Raw genomic sequence first — 15,862 nt, 5'->3', positions numbered from 1 at the left:
GGCGACACCCCGCTGGCTGACACCGGGTTGCAGCAAATCCCGGGCAGCGCGGGCGAGGGCCAATACCATCAGCCACATGCGTAACAGGATGGTGCTGATGGCCGCCGCCGCGGCGATGGTGCTCGCCGGCTGCGGCGACGGTGGATCCGGCCCGAACACCACGACCGCGCCGACCACGACCGGCACATTCACCGACGCGCCGGAGAGCGCCCCGCGCGATGCCCTGCCCAAGCGCGGCGCCCCATCCAATGGCGCGGGCGTGACCGTGTCCGACCTGCGGATCGGACATCACCCCGGATTCGACCGCGTGGTCTACGAATTCGGCGGCGCTGGCACACCCGGCTGGATCGTGCAGTACACCGAGCAGGCCATCCAGGACGGCAGCGGCAAGGTCATCGATGTCGCGGGCCGTTCGATTCTGGAGGTCCAGATCACGGGTTCGGCCTATCCGTTCGACAGCGGTGTGACGCCGTACTCCGGTCCCGATCCGGCCACCGACCCCAGCGCACCTGCGATCGCGGGCGTCTACCGGACCACCGTCTTCGAGGGCACCACCCAATCGTTCATCGGGGTCAACGCCGATCGCCCGAACTTCGCGGTCGGCACGCTGACGAATCCCACCCGGCTGGTGATCGATATCGCGACCGCATAGCCGGTGTCGATACGGCCAGGGGGTATCAAAGATCGCCCGTCCGGGCCGTTCTAGAATGACGGCGTGGTCCAACAGCACCTGTCGCCGCGCGCCACCGGACTCGTCCGGGCGCTCGGTGTGCTGGTGCTGGTCGCGGGGATCGTGGCCATGCACGCAGGGGTTTTCACTGTCGCCACGCCCGCCGACCACCACCACGGCACGATGACAATGGCGATGCCCGCCGAGCACGACGCGACCACCGGATCGGACTGCACCGATGACGGTTGCGGCAACGCACACGGCGGCATGCACGCGTGCGTCTTCATCCTGACGGCCGTGGCACTGGCTCTGATGCTCGTCCTGCTCTACTGGATCACCCTCGATCGACCGGGTGGCGGTGTGTCGAAACCGCGCCAGTGGCGGCCGATGCGCGAACGCGCACCACCGTGGACCGTGCTGTCCCTGGCCGAATTGTCGATTCTGCGGATCTGACAGGCCCACCGCGCCCGCAACCACGGTCGCGGCTTCTGCCTGTCCGAAACCGTTTATTCGCCATTCCTCAGGAGCACAGACATGTTCATCACCCGTAACCGAATCACCCTCGCCATTGCCGCAACCAGCACCGCCGCAGCGCTTTTCGCCGCGGGCTGTAGCAATGGCGAATCGCCGAGCGCGGACCACGGCTCGTCGTCGAGCCAGGCCAGCTCCGGAACGCCCGCCGCCCGAACCGATTTCAATGACGCCGACGTGACCTTCCTGCAGATGATGTACCCGCATCACGCGCAGGCGGTCGAGATGGCGCGGCTGGTCCCGAGCCGCACCCAGAACGAGCAGGTGCGCGCGCTCGCCGCGAATATCGAGCAGGCACAGTCCCCCGAAATGGAGCAGATCACCAAGTTGCTCGAGAGCTTCGGCAAGCCCGCGCCGAGCAGCACCGGACACGGCGGACACGGCATGGAGATGCCCGGTATGACCAGCACCATGCACATGCCCGGCATGACCACCATGCCCGGCATGACCACCATGCCCGGCATGACCACCATGCCCGGTATGACCACCATGCCCGGTATGACCACCATGCCCGGCACCTCGGCAATGCCGGGCATCATGTCGAACGAGCAGATGAACGCGCTGGCGGCGGCATCGGGAGCCGACTTCGACCGGCAGTGGATGGAACTGATGATCGAGCACCACACCGGCGCGATCACCATGGCGAACACCGAACTCGCCAACGGCGTCAACCCGGATGCGAAGGCACTCGCCACCGCGATCGTCGCGGCCCAGCAGGCCGAAATCACCACCATGCGCGGCCTGCTCGGCCAGCGCTGATCCATCGCAACCGGAGCACACCGGGACCGGCGGGTCCCGGCGTGCTCCGGTGCCGATCTTCCACTCTGACCTGCATCATCGGGTCCGCTGGATATCAGTTGGTCATCGATCTGGCCGCGCTCGGCTGACGTCGGCGGGCGCGAACAAGTACCGTCTTTACGTCCGGCCTCCTTCGCGCCTCCAGCGGCCGGGTGTCCGGAGGAGAGAGGGGAAACCGACATGCGACGTCTAGAACGTGCGGGCCTCGTCGCCGCCGCGGCCGCGACCGCAGCGGGTGTCCTGACCATCGGCGCATGCTCGAAGCAGATCACCGGCAGCGCGCAGGTCGACCAGACGGAACTCGCCGCATACACCTCCGAGGTCACGGCGTCGTCGGTGGCCGCATCCTCCTCGCGCGCGGCAGCGGCCGAACGGGCGACCGGAACCGCGTGCGACACCTTCGCCACCGCGAACAGCAGCTCGATCAGCACCTTCAACGACTACATCGATGCGAGCAATAGCAAGGGCATCAACGACCCGGAGACCAATTCCAAGGCCAATGACGCCGTCACCGCACTGCGCAATAACGCGCGCACCATCGATGCGAAGGTGACCTCCGAGGTGCCGTTGGCCGTCGCGACTCCGCTGCGCAGCTACCGCGACGACACCAATGCACTCGCCGACACCCTCGATCGGCGCGCGCCCACCGATACCCTCAATGCCGCGATCGATAAGTTCAACGCCACCAAGAATATTGCCGAGGATGCCTGTAAAGGCCACTGACACAGGCGATCAGGCCCCCGGCGGGATGGTCGGCTGCCACGGCGGTGTCCGCGTCCCGCGCTGCGGGCGGTGGCCGCGACGCTCGAACAATACGAGCGCCACGCCGCTGAGCGATGCGGCGATGGCGACGAGCGCGAAAATGAATGCCGCGCCGGGGTATCCGACCGCCGCGATCACCGCGGCGATGATTGCGACGAGTCCGCCGATGATCAGCAGGACGAATCCGGGCCAATTTCTAGCGTCCGCCAATGTAATTCCCGGCTGCGGCTCGGGCGCGCGGGCGATATCCGGCGCGTCGTCGAGCGGGGGAATTTCCCACGGCCCTTCCGCTGTCATGGTGGTACCTCACATTTCGGACTCAGGCTGGGTGCCCGGTGCCTGACATCTGTGAGATTTCCCCCACACGCCGATCCGAAACAGCCAGGTGGGCTAGCCCCCAGTGCGGGCGAGGATGCGCGTGAGCACTCGACCGAGCGCATCGGCCGGATCCGGCGGCGTGGTCGGCGCGCGCCAGGCGATCATCTGATCGGGTCGCACGAGAAGAGCGCCCTGCTCGCGAATTCCGACCTGCCGCAACCAGTCCGGCGGATCGATCACCGTCGCCCGCAGGGGTATGAGTAGACGGTCGGCAACCTCGCGTGCGGCACGCAGCCACGTCGCACCATCCGGACCGACCAGCAGCGTGAAATGGGATGCCACGAGGTCGAGGGTGGAGACTCGGGTGCCGTCGCGCTCCACCCAGGCGTGCGGAAGCCTGGATCCCGGTGTGCCGTCGAGCACGAGTTCGATGTCCTCGGTCGATGGCAGCGCGGGCTCCGGTGCGATTACCGCCGCCGAATCGTATCGATAGCCCATATGCACGACGGGAGCGTTGATGATGCCGAGTGCCGCGCGCTCGGCGGCGGCGGCCGGGCTGGAATCCCAGTGCAGCCGTGGGGCCTTCAATCGAAGCAGCGCCTGCGCCATGGTGGTGGTCGCGACCGGACGCCGCTCGGCGTCATAGCTGTCGAGCAGCGCCGGACCGGCACGCCCGGCCAGCACCGCGGCCAGTTTCCAGGCCAGATTGTGCGCATCGGCCGCGCCGGTATTCAATCCGAAGGCGCCGAGCGGGGGCACCGCGTGCGCCGCGTCACCGACCAGGAACACCCGCCCATCCCGGAACCGTTCGGCGACCGATCCCCTTGCCCGCCAGGGTAATCTGCTGATCACCTGCGGATCCAGATCGGGATCGCCGACCGCGGCACGGATCAATTCGACGCACCGGTCGATGGTGAAATCCTCGGCCGATTCGCCGCGCGCCGGATCGTAATCACTGTGGAAAACCCACTCTTTCGCGCCATCGATGGTCATCAAGATGCCCGGCGCGTTCGGGGTGGTGATATCGCATGCGACGAACTGCCGACCTTGGGTATACGGGCGTAGGTCGGCATGGAAGAGGATGTTCATCTTCGGATTGCCGAGCGCCCCAGGCCCGTTCGTGCCGATGCCGAGCGCCTTGCGCACCCCGCTGTGCACGCCGTCTGCGGCGACCAGGTAGTCGGCGCGGATCGTCTGCCCGTTGTCGAGATGGGCGGTAATGCCATCGGCATCCTGGTCGAAGGACAGCAGCCGGGTCCCGTAGCGGACGGCGGCACCGTGCTGGGTGGCCGCGGGCAGCAGCACCGAGTCGAGCCGGTGCTGTGGGCAGGTGCCGCGAATCGCGGCCGGTGTCACCAAGTCCGAGCGCCATCCCGAACGTGCGGGCGCGGCATCGGGCAGCCCGGCCGGATTCGCCGTGATGAGGGTTGTCGCGGTGAGTTTGCCAAGATTGCCCGCCGACATATCGACGGCCACCGCATCGACCGCGTCCAACACATCGGCCTCGCGCAGGAATTCCAGGGTGCGCGGGCCGAGCCCGGTCGCCCGCGGATGCACCGACGGCTCCGGCTGTACCTCGACCAGCTGCGCCTCGACCCCGTGTCGGGCCAGAAATAGGGCCGTGAACAGGCCGACCGAGCCGCCTCCGACGATCAATACCGGTGTTCGCAACATGACAACTCCCTTATGGCTACAGCGTATCCGTAACGGATACACCGTATCCATACTGCTACGATGTTCGCAACGAAAGCAGTCAAGGAGCAGGTAGTGACGAATTCGGCGAAGACACCCGCGCTGGTCTGGAGCAAGCAGCGGCGCACGCCGCGACGGCAGGCTCCCGGCGTGGAGCAGATCGTTCGCACCGCCATCGGCCTGGCCGACAGCGAGGGACCCGACGCGGTGTCCATGCGTCGCATTGCCACCGAACTCGAATCCGGCACGGCATCGCTGTACCGCTACGTCGCCAGTCGCGATGATCTGCTCGATCTGATGATCGATGCGGTCCGCGGCGAGGTGGCGCCGCCCGGCCTTGTCGGCGACTGGCGCACCGACCTCACCGCCATCGCGCGGCACCTGCGCGACACCATGATCCGGCACCCGTGGCTGGCCTCCGAACTGACCGGCAGACCCACGCTCGGTGCGAATTCCCTTCGCCTGCACGACACTTCACTCGCCGCCGCGACCGAGCTGACACCGGATATCACGAGCGCGGCCGCCATTGTCGATACCCTGCACGCCTACGTTTTCGGCGCCACCGCCGCCCAACTCGCCGAGGAACAGGCGCGACGTCGCACCGGTCTGACCGAGGACCAGTGGCGCGAGACCGTCGCACCCTATATCCGCGAGGTGATCGCGAGCGAGGACTATCCGCACTTCGCCCGTCGGGTGCGCGACGCCGCCGATCCGGACGCGGACCAGCGCTTCGACTTCGGCCTCGGGTGCGTGCTCGACGGGATCGCCGCCCGGATCCGCGACCGATGAACGGACGCTGCACCTATCCCCACTGAAGCGGTGATTCCGGCACCGTATCGCGAACACGTTGGCAGCTGTTGGCCTTGGCGCTCGATCGCAGCGGACGGCAGGCACCCGCCCTGACGCAGTTGCGGCGGGTCCAGGCCCTGCTGGTCGACGGGATCCGGGACCGGTGCTGCGCGAACTCGAACGCCCGCCTGCTCGACGACGATCCGACGCTGCTGCGCGATGGCCCGGCGGTGGCGGCCCACCGGCGCGCGACTGTCCTGCGGTCCGGTTGGAACCGTCAGTTCTCGAGCCGAGTCAGCGGGCGAGGCTCTGGAAGGCGGTGCGGTAGGCGTGCGGATTGGTGCCGACGACTCGTTTGAAGCGGTCGCGAAAGGCGGTGGGGGAACCGAATCCGACCTGGGTGGCGATGCGATCGACCGGATGGTTGGTGGCTTCGAGCAGGTATTGGGCCTGACGGATGCGGGCTCGGTGCAGCCACTGCAGCGGGGTGGTGCCGGTCTGTTCGCGGAAGCGGCGGTTGAGGGTCCGTTGGCTCATACCGGCCTGGGCCGCAACATCTTCCAGCGTGAGGGACTTCGCCGCATTCTCCTCCAGCCAGTGCAGTAGCGGTTCCATCGACGCGCCCTGCGGCGTCGGCGGCTGGTCGTGCACGATGAACTGCGCCTGTCCCCCTTCGCGTTCCAGCGGCATCACCGCGAGGCGAGCGGCATCGGCGGCCACTGCCGAACCGTGATCGCGGCGAATCATGTGCAGGCACAGGTCGATTCCGGCGGCGGCGCCCGCGGAGGTGAGGAACTGGCCATTATCGACGTAGAGCACATCGGGGTCGACATCGATCGCGGGGTAGCGGGCGGCGAGCGTCGGGGCGGCCACCCAGTGTGTGGTGGCGCGCAACCCGTCGAGCAGTCCGGTGGCGGCGAGGATGAAGGCGCCGACACAGATCGAGGCGATGCGGGTGCCATTCGCCGCGGCCGCGCGCAGGGCCGCGACGACATCGGCGCGGACCGGCGCGGCGGGATCCGCGCAGCCGGGCAGGATGACCGTATCGGCCTCGGCCAATGCCTCGAGTCCCCAGCGGGCCCGGATGGTGAACAGTTCGGTCTCGACGGTCGGTGCGGCGGCGCAGACGCGCACCCGGTAGGCCGGGCGGCCATCGGGCAGCCGACAGCGGGTGAAGGATTCGATCGGCGTGGAGAGGTCGAAGGGCAGGACCTGGTCCAACGCGAGGACGGCCACGGTGTGCATGCCGATACCGTAGGCGGTCACCGGGTTCCCGCCAAATGCCCTGACCTCGTAGATTCCCCGCAATTGCAGTTCAACCGGCTTGGCGAGAATCTGTTGACATATGGCAATTTCGCCAGTTCCCGCGTCGCTCCCCGATCACTAGCGTCGGCAGCACCTACATGAGAAGGAGCTGATTCGGGTGCTCGCCCAGTTCGTACTGTTCGACGGATTCGACCCACTGGATGTCATCGCACCGTTCGTAGTGCTCGATGCCGGACGTCTGGCATCCGACGGCTGGGTGACCGTCGAATCGGTGTCCGCCGAGGGTGCACGCCGGGTGCCCGGCAGCATCTCCGCCATTTCGCTCGATGCCGCCGCCCGACTCGATCCGGACCGCGCGGACCTGATCGTCGTCCCCGGCGCAGTCGGGCCATTGCCCGAAGGACCGAAGGACCAATGGCCGGACGCCAAGCGCTGCGGCACCGTCCGGCGCAATGCGGGCCGTACCCCCGCCGTCGCTCGGTGAGCCGCGGCCCGTGACGAAACTTCTACTCTCCCTGCATGTCCTGGCCGCCATTATCGCCATCGGCCCGGTGACCGTGGCCGCCAGCATGTTCCCCGCCGCCGCTCGCCTGGCATTCGCCACCCCGGCCGACCAACACCACCTGGTCGCCGCCCGCACCCTGCATCGCATCTGCCGCGTCTATGCCGCCATCGGCCTCGCCGTCCCGGTCTTCGGTCTGGCCACCGCGGCGAGTCTCGGTGTCCTGACCGATACTTGGCTGACCATCTCCATTGCCCTGACCGGGGCGGCCGCCGGAATCCTCGCCCTGGCAATCCTGCCCGATCAAACCCGCATCCTCGCCGCGCTTTCCGGCACAGCATCCCAGCCCGTCCCCAGCACCGCCCAACTGGCCATGTTCACCGGCATCTTCAATCTCCTCTGGACCGTCGTCACGGTGCTGATGATCGTCCGCCCCGGCTCCACGACCGGGGCGTGAGCCGGGGCAACAGCGTCAGGGGACGAGGACGACCTTGCCGGTGACGGTTCCGGATTCGGCGAGTTCCATTGCGCGGGCGGCTTCGGACAGCGGGATGCGAGCGGCCACCTGCGCCCGCAGGATTCCGGCCGCGGCCAGGTCGAATACCGCACTGAGATCCGCGGCGATCTCGGTGCGGAACCGGGCGCGGTTGCGCTTTCCCGCCCAGATGTTGAAGAAGTGCGCATTCCGCTTGTTGGGCAACAGATTCCACCAGATCAGGCGACCCACCAGGGCGAGTACCGGGAGACGCGAGTTGCCGGGATCGTCCTTGGTGGCCGCGGTGCCATAGGAGACCAGCGTGCCATGCGGTGCGAGCAGGCCGAACGAATCGACGATGCCCGGACCACCGACGTGATCGAAGACCGCGTCGACCCCGCCCGGCGCCAGCGCACGAACCTGCGCCACCACGTCGCCGCGGTAGTCGATGGCCTCGGCGCCCAGTGCGGTAACGGCTTCGGCGTGCCGGGCGGATGCCGTACCGAGCACCCGGATTCCGGCGTGACGCGCGAGCTGGACCAGCGTCGAGCCGACGCCACCATTGGCACCGTGCACGAGAATCGTTGCGCCGCTGCGCACCTTGGCAATGCGATGCAGCATCTGCCATGCGGTGATGCCGTTCACGACGAAGGTTTCGGCCTCCGCGGCATCGAGGCCGTCGGAAACCGGGACCAGGTCGGCGGCGTCGATGACGATATGGCTGGCCCAGCCGCCGACCTTGGTCAGCGCGGCGACACGGCGGCCGAGCAGCGCCGAATCGACATTCGCCCCGATTGCGGTCACCGTGCCGACCAGGTCGTAGCCGGGGACGAACGGGAACGGCGGCTGGTCGTAGTACTTCGCGCGGCGCATCTGTTGTTCGGCGAAGGAGATGCCGGTCGCCTCGATAGCCACCATGGCTTGGCCAGCGGCCGGTGCGGGCAGTTCGCGGTGGGTGATCTGCAGACCCGACGGTTCGACGGGGCCGGGCAGCAGGATCTGGGTCGCCAGGGTGTTCATTTTCGGTGTCCTCTCGGTTGATGTTCATCTAGTGAGTGACTGGACAGTCACTCGGTGGTCAAAAAGAGTGCCCCACGAAGGGGCAACAAGTTTCTTCAGTGCTTCGGATCGACGTGACGGATACCGGCGCTCAGCATTCGCGCCCAATCGCTTTCGATACTGTCCAATCCGAGCGTCGTGATCAGATGGCAGAGTTGGCCGTAGGCTATGAAGCGCTGCACCGCGTCATCGGCCGCCCCGGATCGCGTCTTCGCGAAGGTCGTCACCCGCTCGAGCCCACGCCGCACCGCCTCGGCAACCTCCGGGATATCGGACGCCGATTGCGCGTGCACCTGCAGCATCAACAGGTTTCGGTCGGTGATCAGTTCCGCATACGCCGCGCCCATCTCGTACAGGATCGCGTCGGGGGCCGCGCCGTCCACCCGCGCAGCACCGGCCGACAACGCCCGCTCCACCAGTTCGTAGCACCGATCCAGCGCCGCCACGAACAGCGCGACCTTGCCGGGAAACAGCTTGAACACGTAGGCGGGCGAGATATCCGCCCGCGCCGCAACGGTATTGATCGGCGTGCCGTGATATCCGGCCTGTGCGAATTCGGCGATCGCGGCATCGACCACCGCATCCCGCCGGATCTCCGAGGTAGAAAGTACGACACCGCGTCTGCTCATGTGAGTGACTATACACTCACTCATCCGCCCGCTGTCAACCCCCAGATTGTCGGACCTCGCCTCTACGGTGTGCCCATGGCGGATACCGAGCGCGCGGTCAGACATGGGCAGCTGCTCAGCAGTCTGCTGCGTGCGGATGCGCGTCCGTCCGAGATCCGTTGGCAGCTGGTGGAACTCACGCGGATGCGGGCCAGCGTCGCGGAATGCGCCGGGCGGGTGGAGTTCTACTCGCGGATGTTGACCGAGGGGCGGTCCACCGCCGCCGCGCATGCGCAGAATGTGCTCGCCGAATTGCATAACGAGGGCGCGCTCGCCAGCGCGGATGTCGTATCGCTGTCCCGGGCGGTGCTCGCGCGACCGGAGAAGAAGCTGGTACGGGCACAGTTGAGCTGGCTGGATCGGACAGTTCGGGATGAGCCGGGGTGCGCCTCGGCGGCCGTGCGGGTGCTGGCGGAAGCCATCGAGACGACCGCGGATATCGGGCTGCGTGAGCGGATGGCGCGGATCATCACCCGGCAGCTGCGGGTCGCGGACGAGCGGACGCGGGAAGAGTTGGCGGACGCGGCGCGAGCGTGGGAGATCGAGGAGCGGTTCACGCTGCCACCGCCGGCTCCACTCGCTCGATTCACGGTGGCGCGCACGGTCGTGGAGACGGTGCAGCTGTACCGCCGGGTGACAGCACGACCGCACGACGACTGGTCACTGGACGAGCGCTTCCTCGACGCCGTCATCCGGTTCACCTACCGGGATCGCAACGAGTTGTCGACGGCTCTCGGGCGGCTCATCGACCACGAAGTGCCTGCGGCGCAACAGGATCCATCGTGGTGGCAGCGCCAACAACAGCGTCGGTGGTGCGATAGGCAACCGTGGTCGATGCGCACCCTGGCCGCGATTGCCACCGGCGCACTGCGATATCCGCCGCGCGGTCCTACCCGCTCCACCCCGCTGACCGACCGCATGGCCGAATGGGGCACCCTGGTGCTGGAAGGTGCTGTGCTGCCGCCGTTCGCACTGGCCACGCCCACCTTTGACAATGGCGGGATCGATGCCGCCGAACTCGTCGAGCGGCTGCGCGAATACGCGGAGTTGGGCCTGCGGCCAGGCCCGGTCGACTTCGCCCAGGCGTTGGTGCGGGTCGCGCCGACAGCGCGCCCCGAGGTGCTATTGATGGCCGATGCACTTCGGCCGCCCGAGGGGGCACGCCTGGCCGCCTGGTTGCGCAGTGATCATTCCGATGCGGAGACCGACGCGTTTCCGAATTACCTGAGCGCGGCATTGCGGGGCCCGCCTCCGAATAAGCGCGGGCACTCCAGCCCGCTATCCGAATATCAGCTCCCCATCCCGGAGGTCCAGGCGGCGTGGATGTCATGGGTGGACCGAGATCGGCTGTCGCGCATCGTGAATCTGCCGGGCACGAAGGGGCCGCGGGTGCATCGGGCGGTAATGGCCGCACTCGTCAGCCAGGATATCCGCGACCGAACCGCGGGCGTCGACGCACTGGCCGCGCTGGCAACCGCCGACGAACTCCGGCCGGATCTATTGGCGCGGGCACTGCCCGTGCGCGCCCAGACCGGGCGCCTCGCGAGTTCGCTGCGTGACACCCGTCGCGTATTGGGCGCGCACCGCACCTGGCCGTTGCTCGCGGCCATCCTGCCCGTGCTGTTCGCCAGCAATCCGACGCCCGGCCTGCCCGATGTGGTTGCGGTGGCGGCCGATTGCGCACGTAAATCGGGCGCTCGCGGTGACCTACCCGGACTCGATGCGGTGCTGCGGCGCGGCGATGCCAGCCGATTGGCCGCGGCGGCCCGCGCACTGTCGGTCGCCCTGTCGAGCAACTGACCGCGGCTTCGAACGCGGCCCCGGTCGGCACCTAGGCGTCATCGGCCCAGCGCTCGACCCAAACCTGTAGCGGCTCGAGGGCCGCGACCAGTTCGAGGCCATCGGCGGTGAGGCGGTACCCCTTCGCATCCGTCTGCACGATCGCCACCGCACGCAACTCGCGCAGCCGATCGTTCAGCACACTGGCCGACACCCCGCCGGTCAGTCCCTGCAATTCGCGGAAGGTGACGCTGGCACCGTCGCGCAATTCCCACAGCACCCGCAGCGTCCAGCGGCGTCCGAGCAGATCCAGCAGCGCCATGATCGGGCGCCCGGTGCGCGATCCCCGCACGGGCTTGCCGACCACCGGAGTCTTGCCCGCTTCGGATTCCGAAGCTACCATCGAGACCGTCCTTGCTCTGTTTTTCGAAGCATGAAGATCAGTCTAACGAGGTTCGATCGATGACCACCGAATCCACACCCAGAATCGCCCCGCTGCACCCGCCCTACGCACCCGATATCGACGCACAGCTGAAGAAGTGGATGCCACCGGAAGCCACAATCGAACCGCTGGCGCTGTTCCGCACGCTGGCCGTGCACGATGAACTCTTCGCGCGCATGCGGCCACTGGGCGCGGGAATTCTGGGCCACGGCCGGGTGCCGCCGCGCGATCGCGAGATCGTCATCCACCGCACCTGCGCCCGGGCGGGCGCCGAGTACGAATGGGGCGTGCACGCGGTGGTCCAGGGTCCGCAGGTCGGCCTGACCACCGCCCAAATCGACGCTGCCGCGGTCGGTCCGGCCGACGATCCGGCGTGGACCGCCGCGGACAGCGTGCTGGTGCTCATGGCCGATGAACTCCACGACACCGGGGATATCTCCGATGAGGTCTGGACCCGGCTGGCCGAACGCTACGACATGGACCAGATCCTGGAGCTGATCATCATCGCTGGCTGGTATCGCTTGCTCAGCACCGTGATCACCAGTGCCCGTATCGAATTCGAACCCTGGGCCCGGCGCTTTCCGAGGCGCACCCCTTAGCTCGGCGACGCCGTCAGGTCGTAGACCGCGACATTACCGATGTGGACCGCTTGATAATGCTCGGCCACCCAGTCGCCGATGTCCTTGTGGCCGACCGGCCGCCACAGCTCGTCGTCGGGCTCCGCAGCCGGGGCATTGCCTCGAGTCGGGACCCGCCAGGAATCGGGCAGCTTCACCTCCTGCGCGAGGTAGTAGGTGACCTGATGGGTGCGCACCAGTTCCTGGAACTGGTCGAGTGTCGGCACCGGATCATCGGAGGTGAAGCCGCCGATCGCGATAACCGGTGTGCGACTTGCCAATTCGAGGGTGGCCGCGGTCGAGGAGCGGTCCACGGCGGCCGACCACCGCGTCGTCGTATCGCTGAGCATGCCCACCAATCGCGGCTCCGCGAAATCGCCACTCATGAACCGGCGGATCTCCTGTTGGGCCTCGTTCTCGGGACCGGGCTTCTGCTTGCGGGCCGGGCCGACCGTCGGACTGCCGCCGGTATGCGACTGTGGCAGCGTCGTCACTGCGTATGCCGTCGACCCGCCGAGACCGGCCAGCACACCCGCGACCACCAGTACCGAGGTCACCCGGTCACGCGCCCGGCGGCGCCCGGCCGCCGGCAGCGATGCGATGAGCAGCCCGACCGCCGCGAGCACCGAGAGCACGAGGATGGTCCACCGCAGCCAGGGCTGCCAGTCCGAATTCCGCTGCAGGACAACGAATGCCCATATGCCCGCGGTCAGAATGAGTGCGGCGGAGCCGATTCGACCGAAGGCGCTGTCGCGGCGAAGCCACATTTCGTGCACACCGAGCGCGAACATTCCCGCGACGGCGGGTCCGATCGCCAGGGTGTAGTAGGCGTGCATGCCGCCCTTCATGGTGGAGAAGGCGACGCCATCAATGATCAGCCACAGTCCGAAGGTCAATGCCGCACCACGCACCAGATCGGTGCGCGGCGCGCGCCACCGTGCCGCGAGCACCAGCACGAAGGCGAGGATCGCCGCTGGCAGCAGCCAGGAGATCTCATAACCGATTTCGCCGGTGAACAATCGGTCCGGTCCCGAACCGAAGCCGCCGAAGCCCTGTCCCGGTCCGGCATTGTGCGGCATTTCGTAACCGGGCGGCAGCTCGAAGCGGTTGCCGCCCTTGTGATTGCGGCCGAGGAAGCGCGCGAAGCCGTTATAGCCGAGCACCAGATCCATGAAGGTGTTGTTCGTCGAACCGGCCAGATACGGTCGCGAGGACTCCGGCCACAGCATGGTCAGCAGTACGAACCAGCCCGACGAGACGATCAACGCCCCGGCCGCGGCCAGCAGGTGCCACAGCCGGGTCCGCAGTGCGGTGGGTGCGACGATCAGATACGCGATGCCCAACGCGGGCAACACCATCAGACCCTCGAGCATCTTGGCCAGGAATGCGAAGCCGAGCGCCACCCCGGCCAGCATCAGCCAGCGCACACTCGCCTGCCGCAGCGCGCGGATCGTGCAGTACGCACCGGCCGTCATCAGCAGCACCATGACCGCATCCGGATTGTTGAACCGGAACATCAGCGCAACCACCGGCGTCACCGCGAAGACGGCACCGGCGAGCAGCCCCGCGCCGCGGCTCGCGGTCGCCCTGGTCACCGCGCCGTACATCAGCGCGACCGTCGCGACCGCCATCAGCGCCTGCGGTATGAGCATGCTCGCACTGCTGAAGCCGAACAGCTGACCGGAAAGTCCCATCACCCATTGCGATACCGGCGGCTTGTCAACCGTGATGAAGTTTCCGGGATCCAGTGAGCCGAACAGCACCGCCTTCCAGTCGCGCGAACCCGACCACGCGGCGGCGGCGTAGAAGCCATTGCCCATGGCATTGACGGTGATATTCCACAGATAGGCGGCCGCCGTCCCGATCAGCAGGACCACCAGGCCGATGCGCTCCCACCGCCGGATGGGTGGCAACGCCGTCGCCGAGACGGGCGGGGTCGGGTCGGGCGGGGTCGTATTGGGCAGGGACGCCGGGGGACTGGTCACTGTCACCTGGGGAGTATCACAGCCGTACCGGTGGACCGCCTTGGCGTTTGCTGTCAGTCCGCTGTGAGCCTGCCCCTAACCCCTGTGACCATGGGATTTGGGGCGTTCGATGCCGTAACAGGGGGCCGTACCACCCGATCTCACCACCGAAACCGTGGGTACGTGGAGGGTCGAGTGGGTCGTCGTTCGAAGAGTGCTGTGGTGTTTGCGATCACCGTGGCCGTTGTGCTGTTGGCCGGTCTGTCGGGTGCGGTCGCCGATGCCGCGCCAGCGGAGTTGAAGCATTGTGCACTCACTGATGGGCGCACGCCGCAAACGGCGACGCCCGAAGAGGTCGGCCTCGATTCGGCCGCGCTGCGCACGGCCATCGGCTTCGCCTCCGATCCGACGCGGCGCAATATCCAGGTGTTCCGCAATAACTGTCTGATCGCGGCCGGGCCGAACAATGCACAGACCGGCGGTGTGCCGTGGAATCTGTGGAGTGCGACCAAGAGCGTGATCTCGCTGGTCACCGGCATCGCCGTCGACGAGGGGCGGCTGCGGATCGATGATCCGGTCGACGCCTATCTGCCGCCCGGCATCGGCGATGCCGAGCACCGCGCGATCACCGTGCGCAATCTGCTCACCGAATCCTCGGGTCTCGAGGTCTCGGTACTCTCCGAGGGGGTCACGGGGCTGGCGCAACTCGATCCGAATGTGGTGGCGCAGGCCATGGCGCGACCGGTCGAGCATCCGCAGGGCACGGTCTGGCGCTACAGCCAGCGCGCCGTCGATCTGATCGCCTATGTGGTACAGCGGGCCGTCGGCATGGACTTCCAGGAGTACGCGCAGCGAAAGCTGTTCGACCCCTTGGGCATCCGGAGCACCGACTACTACTGGGGCCGCGACCGCAGCGGAAACACCTACGGCTACGCCCATCTCATGCTGCCACCCGACGATTTCGTCAAGCTCGGCCTGCTGGTCGCCAATCGCGGGAATTGGCATGGCATCCAGGTCATTTCGGCGGACTACCTCGCGCAGGCGGGTCAACCGTCGCAGACCAGCCCGTGCTATGGCTTCCTCTTCGTCGTCAACGGACCCGAATGCACCGCCGAATTCCCCGGTCTGCCAGCCGATGCCGTCAAGATGTCGGGCATGATGCGCCAGGACAGCTACATTGTGCCGAGCCTCGACCTGGTGGTCAGCTGGACCGGCGTCACCGTCCCTGGCGGTGCCGGAACCTTCCAGAGTGATACGCTGCGCGCCATCAACGCGGCCTTCCGGGAACCGCGGCTACCGGATCCAGGACCCTATGTGCCACAAGAGGGCGTCAGCCTGGACGATCCGATGATCACCAACCCCGACGCGGTCCTCGATGCCCTCGGCATCGGTCCCAATGCCTATCCGGGGTGCGGCCCGCTGCTCTGCCTCGGCAAGGCCCCTGCCGCACCGTTCGCGGATTGGCCATCCGGCTGCTTCATTGTCGGCTGCATCGGCCCCGCCCCGACTCCCGGCATCCGCTGAATCTGT

17 protein-coding genes are annotated in these 15,862 nt (G+C 67.4%); 10 read left to right on the top strand and 7 right to left on the bottom strand.

Annotated elements, in window-relative coordinates; genetic code table 11:
- The first annotated feature begins 76 nt into the window (after nucleotides 1-76).
- The 4 genes from ABZ293_RS01370 (at nucleotide 77) to ABZ293_RS01355 (ending at nucleotide 2,722) form a co-directional block, all read left to right on the top strand.
- Nucleotides 77-652 carry a hypothetical protein gene (locus ABZ293_RS01370; protein ID WP_355176735.1) on the top strand — a complete coding sequence of 192 codons (576 nt, stop codon included), beginning with the start codon at nucleotides 77-79 and terminating at the stop codon, nucleotides 650-652.
- A 63-nt stretch (nucleotides 653-715) separates the two neighbouring features.
- The gene (locus ABZ293_RS01365; RefSeq protein WP_355176734.1) at nucleotides 716-1,123 is read left to right on the top strand and encodes a DUF6153 family protein; all 408 of its coding nucleotides are present in this window, start codon (nucleotides 716-718) and stop codon (nucleotides 1,121-1,123) included.
- A gap of 81 nt (nucleotides 1,124-1,204) precedes the next feature.
- Nucleotides 1,205-1,960: a DUF305 domain-containing protein gene (locus ABZ293_RS01360; RefSeq protein WP_355176733.1), complete on the top strand. Its 756-nt coding sequence runs from the start codon at nucleotides 1,205-1,207 to the stop codon at nucleotides 1,958-1,960.
- Nucleotides 1,961-2,179: 219 nt separating this feature from the next.
- A complete protein-coding gene (locus ABZ293_RS01355) occupies nucleotides 2,180-2,722 on the top strand; it encodes a hypothetical protein (protein WP_355176732.1) in 543 nt (180 codons plus the stop codon).
- Nucleotides 2,723-2,731: 9 nt separating this feature from the next.
- On the opposite strand, the gene ABZ293_RS01350 is transcribed toward ABZ293_RS01355, so the two are convergent.
- Both ABZ293_RS01350 and ABZ293_RS01345 read right to left on the bottom strand, forming a co-directional pair.
- Complete coding sequence (locus ABZ293_RS01350) at nucleotides 2,732-3,058, bottom strand: hypothetical protein (protein WP_355176731.1); 327 nt, start codon at nucleotides 3,056-3,058, stop codon at nucleotides 2,732-2,734.
- A gap of 93 nt (nucleotides 3,059-3,151) precedes the next feature.
- A complete protein-coding gene (locus ABZ293_RS01345; RefSeq protein ID WP_355176730.1) occupies nucleotides 3,152-4,753 on the bottom strand; it encodes an FAD-dependent monooxygenase in 1,602 nt (533 codons plus the stop codon).
- Between the two features lie 93 nt (nucleotides 4,754-4,846).
- Between ABZ293_RS01345 and ABZ293_RS01340 the strand changes: the two genes are divergently transcribed.
- A complete protein-coding gene (locus ABZ293_RS01340; RefSeq protein ID WP_355176729.1) occupies nucleotides 4,847-5,560 on the top strand; it encodes a TetR/AcrR family transcriptional regulator in 714 nt (237 codons plus the stop codon).
- A gap of 294 nt (nucleotides 5,561-5,854) precedes the next feature.
- On the opposite strand, the gene ABZ293_RS01335 is transcribed toward ABZ293_RS01340, so the two are convergent.
- Nucleotides 5,855-6,805 (bottom strand): helix-turn-helix domain-containing protein, encoded by a 951-nt coding sequence (locus ABZ293_RS01335; protein ID WP_355176728.1) that lies wholly within the window; start codon nucleotides 6,803-6,805, stop codon nucleotides 5,855-5,857.
- Between the two features lie 178 nt (nucleotides 6,806-6,983).
- Between ABZ293_RS01335 and ABZ293_RS01330 the strand changes: the two genes are divergently transcribed.
- Both ABZ293_RS01330 and ABZ293_RS01325 read left to right on the top strand, forming a co-directional pair.
- Nucleotides 6,984-7,310, top strand: coding sequence for a hypothetical protein (locus ABZ293_RS01330; RefSeq protein WP_355176727.1), 327 nt, complete (start codon nucleotides 6,984-6,986; stop codon nucleotides 7,308-7,310).
- 10 nt (nucleotides 7,311-7,320) lie between these two features.
- A complete protein-coding gene (locus ABZ293_RS01325) occupies nucleotides 7,321-7,785 on the top strand; it encodes a hypothetical protein (protein ID WP_355176726.1) in 465 nt (154 codons plus the stop codon).
- 15 nt (nucleotides 7,786-7,800) lie between these two features.
- Here the strand turns inward: ABZ293_RS01325 and ABZ293_RS01320 are convergent, their stop codons facing one another.
- Together ABZ293_RS01320 and ABZ293_RS01315 are read right to left on the bottom strand one after the other, a co-directional pair.
- A complete protein-coding gene (locus ABZ293_RS01320; protein WP_355176725.1) occupies nucleotides 7,801-8,823 on the bottom strand; it encodes a medium chain dehydrogenase/reductase family protein in 1,023 nt (340 codons plus the stop codon).
- Between the two features lie 95 nt (nucleotides 8,824-8,918).
- Nucleotides 8,919-9,491, bottom strand: coding sequence for a TetR/AcrR family transcriptional regulator (locus ABZ293_RS01315; RefSeq protein WP_354951493.1), 573 nt, complete (start codon nucleotides 9,489-9,491; stop codon nucleotides 8,919-8,921).
- Between the two features lie 75 nt (nucleotides 9,492-9,566).
- Between ABZ293_RS01315 and ABZ293_RS01310 the strand changes: the two genes are divergently transcribed.
- Nucleotides 9,567-11,330: a hypothetical protein gene (locus ABZ293_RS01310; protein WP_355176724.1), complete on the top strand. Its 1,764-nt coding sequence runs from the start codon at nucleotides 9,567-9,569 to the stop codon at nucleotides 11,328-11,330.
- A gap of 31 nt (nucleotides 11,331-11,361) precedes the next feature.
- On the opposite strand, the gene ABZ293_RS01305 is transcribed toward ABZ293_RS01310, so the two are convergent.
- Nucleotides 11,362-11,712, bottom strand: a complete 351-nt coding sequence (locus tag ABZ293_RS01305) for a helix-turn-helix domain-containing protein (RefSeq protein WP_355176723.1) — start codon at nucleotides 11,710-11,712, stop codon at nucleotides 11,362-11,364.
- A gap of 59 nt (nucleotides 11,713-11,771) precedes the next feature.
- Between ABZ293_RS01305 and ABZ293_RS01300 the strand changes: the two genes are divergently transcribed.
- Nucleotides 11,772-12,350: a carboxymuconolactone decarboxylase family protein gene (locus ABZ293_RS01300; RefSeq protein WP_355176722.1), complete on the top strand. Its 579-nt coding sequence runs from the start codon at nucleotides 11,772-11,774 to the stop codon at nucleotides 12,348-12,350.
- Here ABZ293_RS01300 and ABZ293_RS01295 read toward each other — a convergent pair.
- Nucleotides 12,347-14,359 carry a glycosyltransferase family 39 protein gene (locus ABZ293_RS01295; RefSeq protein WP_355176721.1) on the bottom strand — a complete coding sequence of 671 codons (2,013 nt, stop codon included), beginning with the start codon at nucleotides 14,357-14,359 and terminating at the stop codon, nucleotides 12,347-12,349. The two genes, ABZ293_RS01300 and ABZ293_RS01295, sit on opposite strands and share 4 nt — an antisense overlap.
- A gap of 195 nt (nucleotides 14,360-14,554) precedes the next feature.
- Here ABZ293_RS01295 and ABZ293_RS01290 point away from each other — a divergent pair, with 195 nt between their 5' ends.
- Nucleotides 14,555-15,856, top strand: coding sequence for a serine hydrolase (locus ABZ293_RS01290; protein WP_355176720.1), 1,302 nt, complete (start codon nucleotides 14,555-14,557; stop codon nucleotides 15,854-15,856).
- Nucleotides 15,857-15,862 lie beyond the last annotated feature (6 nt).

This window comes from Nocardia sp. NPDC005998 (assembly GCF_040614395.1).
Taxonomy (GTDB): Bacteria; Actinomycetota; Actinomycetes; order Mycobacteriales; family Mycobacteriaceae; genus Nocardia.
This window is presented reverse-complemented; position numbering and strand designations above follow the sequence as displayed.

Excerpts from the sequence above, each read along its gene's own strand:
- ABZ293_RS01310 (WP_355176724.1), top strand. The coding sequence starts at position 9,567 with ATGGCGGATACCGAGCGCGCGGTCAGACATGGGCAGCTGCTCAGCAGT.
- ABZ293_RS01370 (WP_355176735.1), top strand. The coding sequence starts at position 77 with ATGCGTAACAGGATGGTGCTGATGGCCGCCGCCGCGGCGATGGTGCTC.
- ABZ293_RS01360 (WP_355176733.1), top strand. The coding sequence starts at position 1,205 with ATGTTCATCACCCGTAACCGAATCACCCTCGCCATTGCCGCAACCAGC.
- ABZ293_RS01345 (WP_355176730.1), bottom strand. The coding sequence starts at position 4,753 with ATGTTGCGAACACCGGTATTGATCGTCGGAGGCGGCTCGGTCGGCCTG.
- ABZ293_RS01350 (WP_355176731.1), bottom strand. The coding sequence starts at position 3,058 with ATGACAGCGGAAGGGCCGTGGGAAATTCCCCCGCTCGACGACGCGCCG.
- ABZ293_RS01355 (WP_355176732.1), top strand. The coding sequence starts at position 2,180 with ATGCGACGTCTAGAACGTGCGGGCCTCGTCGCCGCCGCGGCCGCGACC.
- ABZ293_RS01315 (WP_354951493.1), bottom strand. The coding sequence starts at position 9,491 with ATGAGCAGACGCGGTGTCGTACTTTCTACCTCGGAGATCCGGCGGGAT.
- ABZ293_RS01305 (WP_355176723.1), bottom strand. The coding sequence starts at position 11,712 with ATGGTAGCTTCGGAATCCGAAGCGGGCAAGACTCCGGTGGTCGGCAAG.
- ABZ293_RS01335 (WP_355176728.1), bottom strand. The coding sequence starts at position 6,805 with ATGCACACCGTGGCCGTCCTCGCGTTGGACCAGGTCCTGCCCTTCGAC.
- ABZ293_RS01320 (WP_355176725.1), bottom strand. The coding sequence starts at position 8,823 with ATGAACACCCTGGCGACCCAGATCCTGCTGCCCGGCCCCGTCGAACCG.
- ABZ293_RS01300 (WP_355176722.1), top strand. The coding sequence starts at position 11,772 with ATGACCACCGAATCCACACCCAGAATCGCCCCGCTGCACCCGCCCTAC.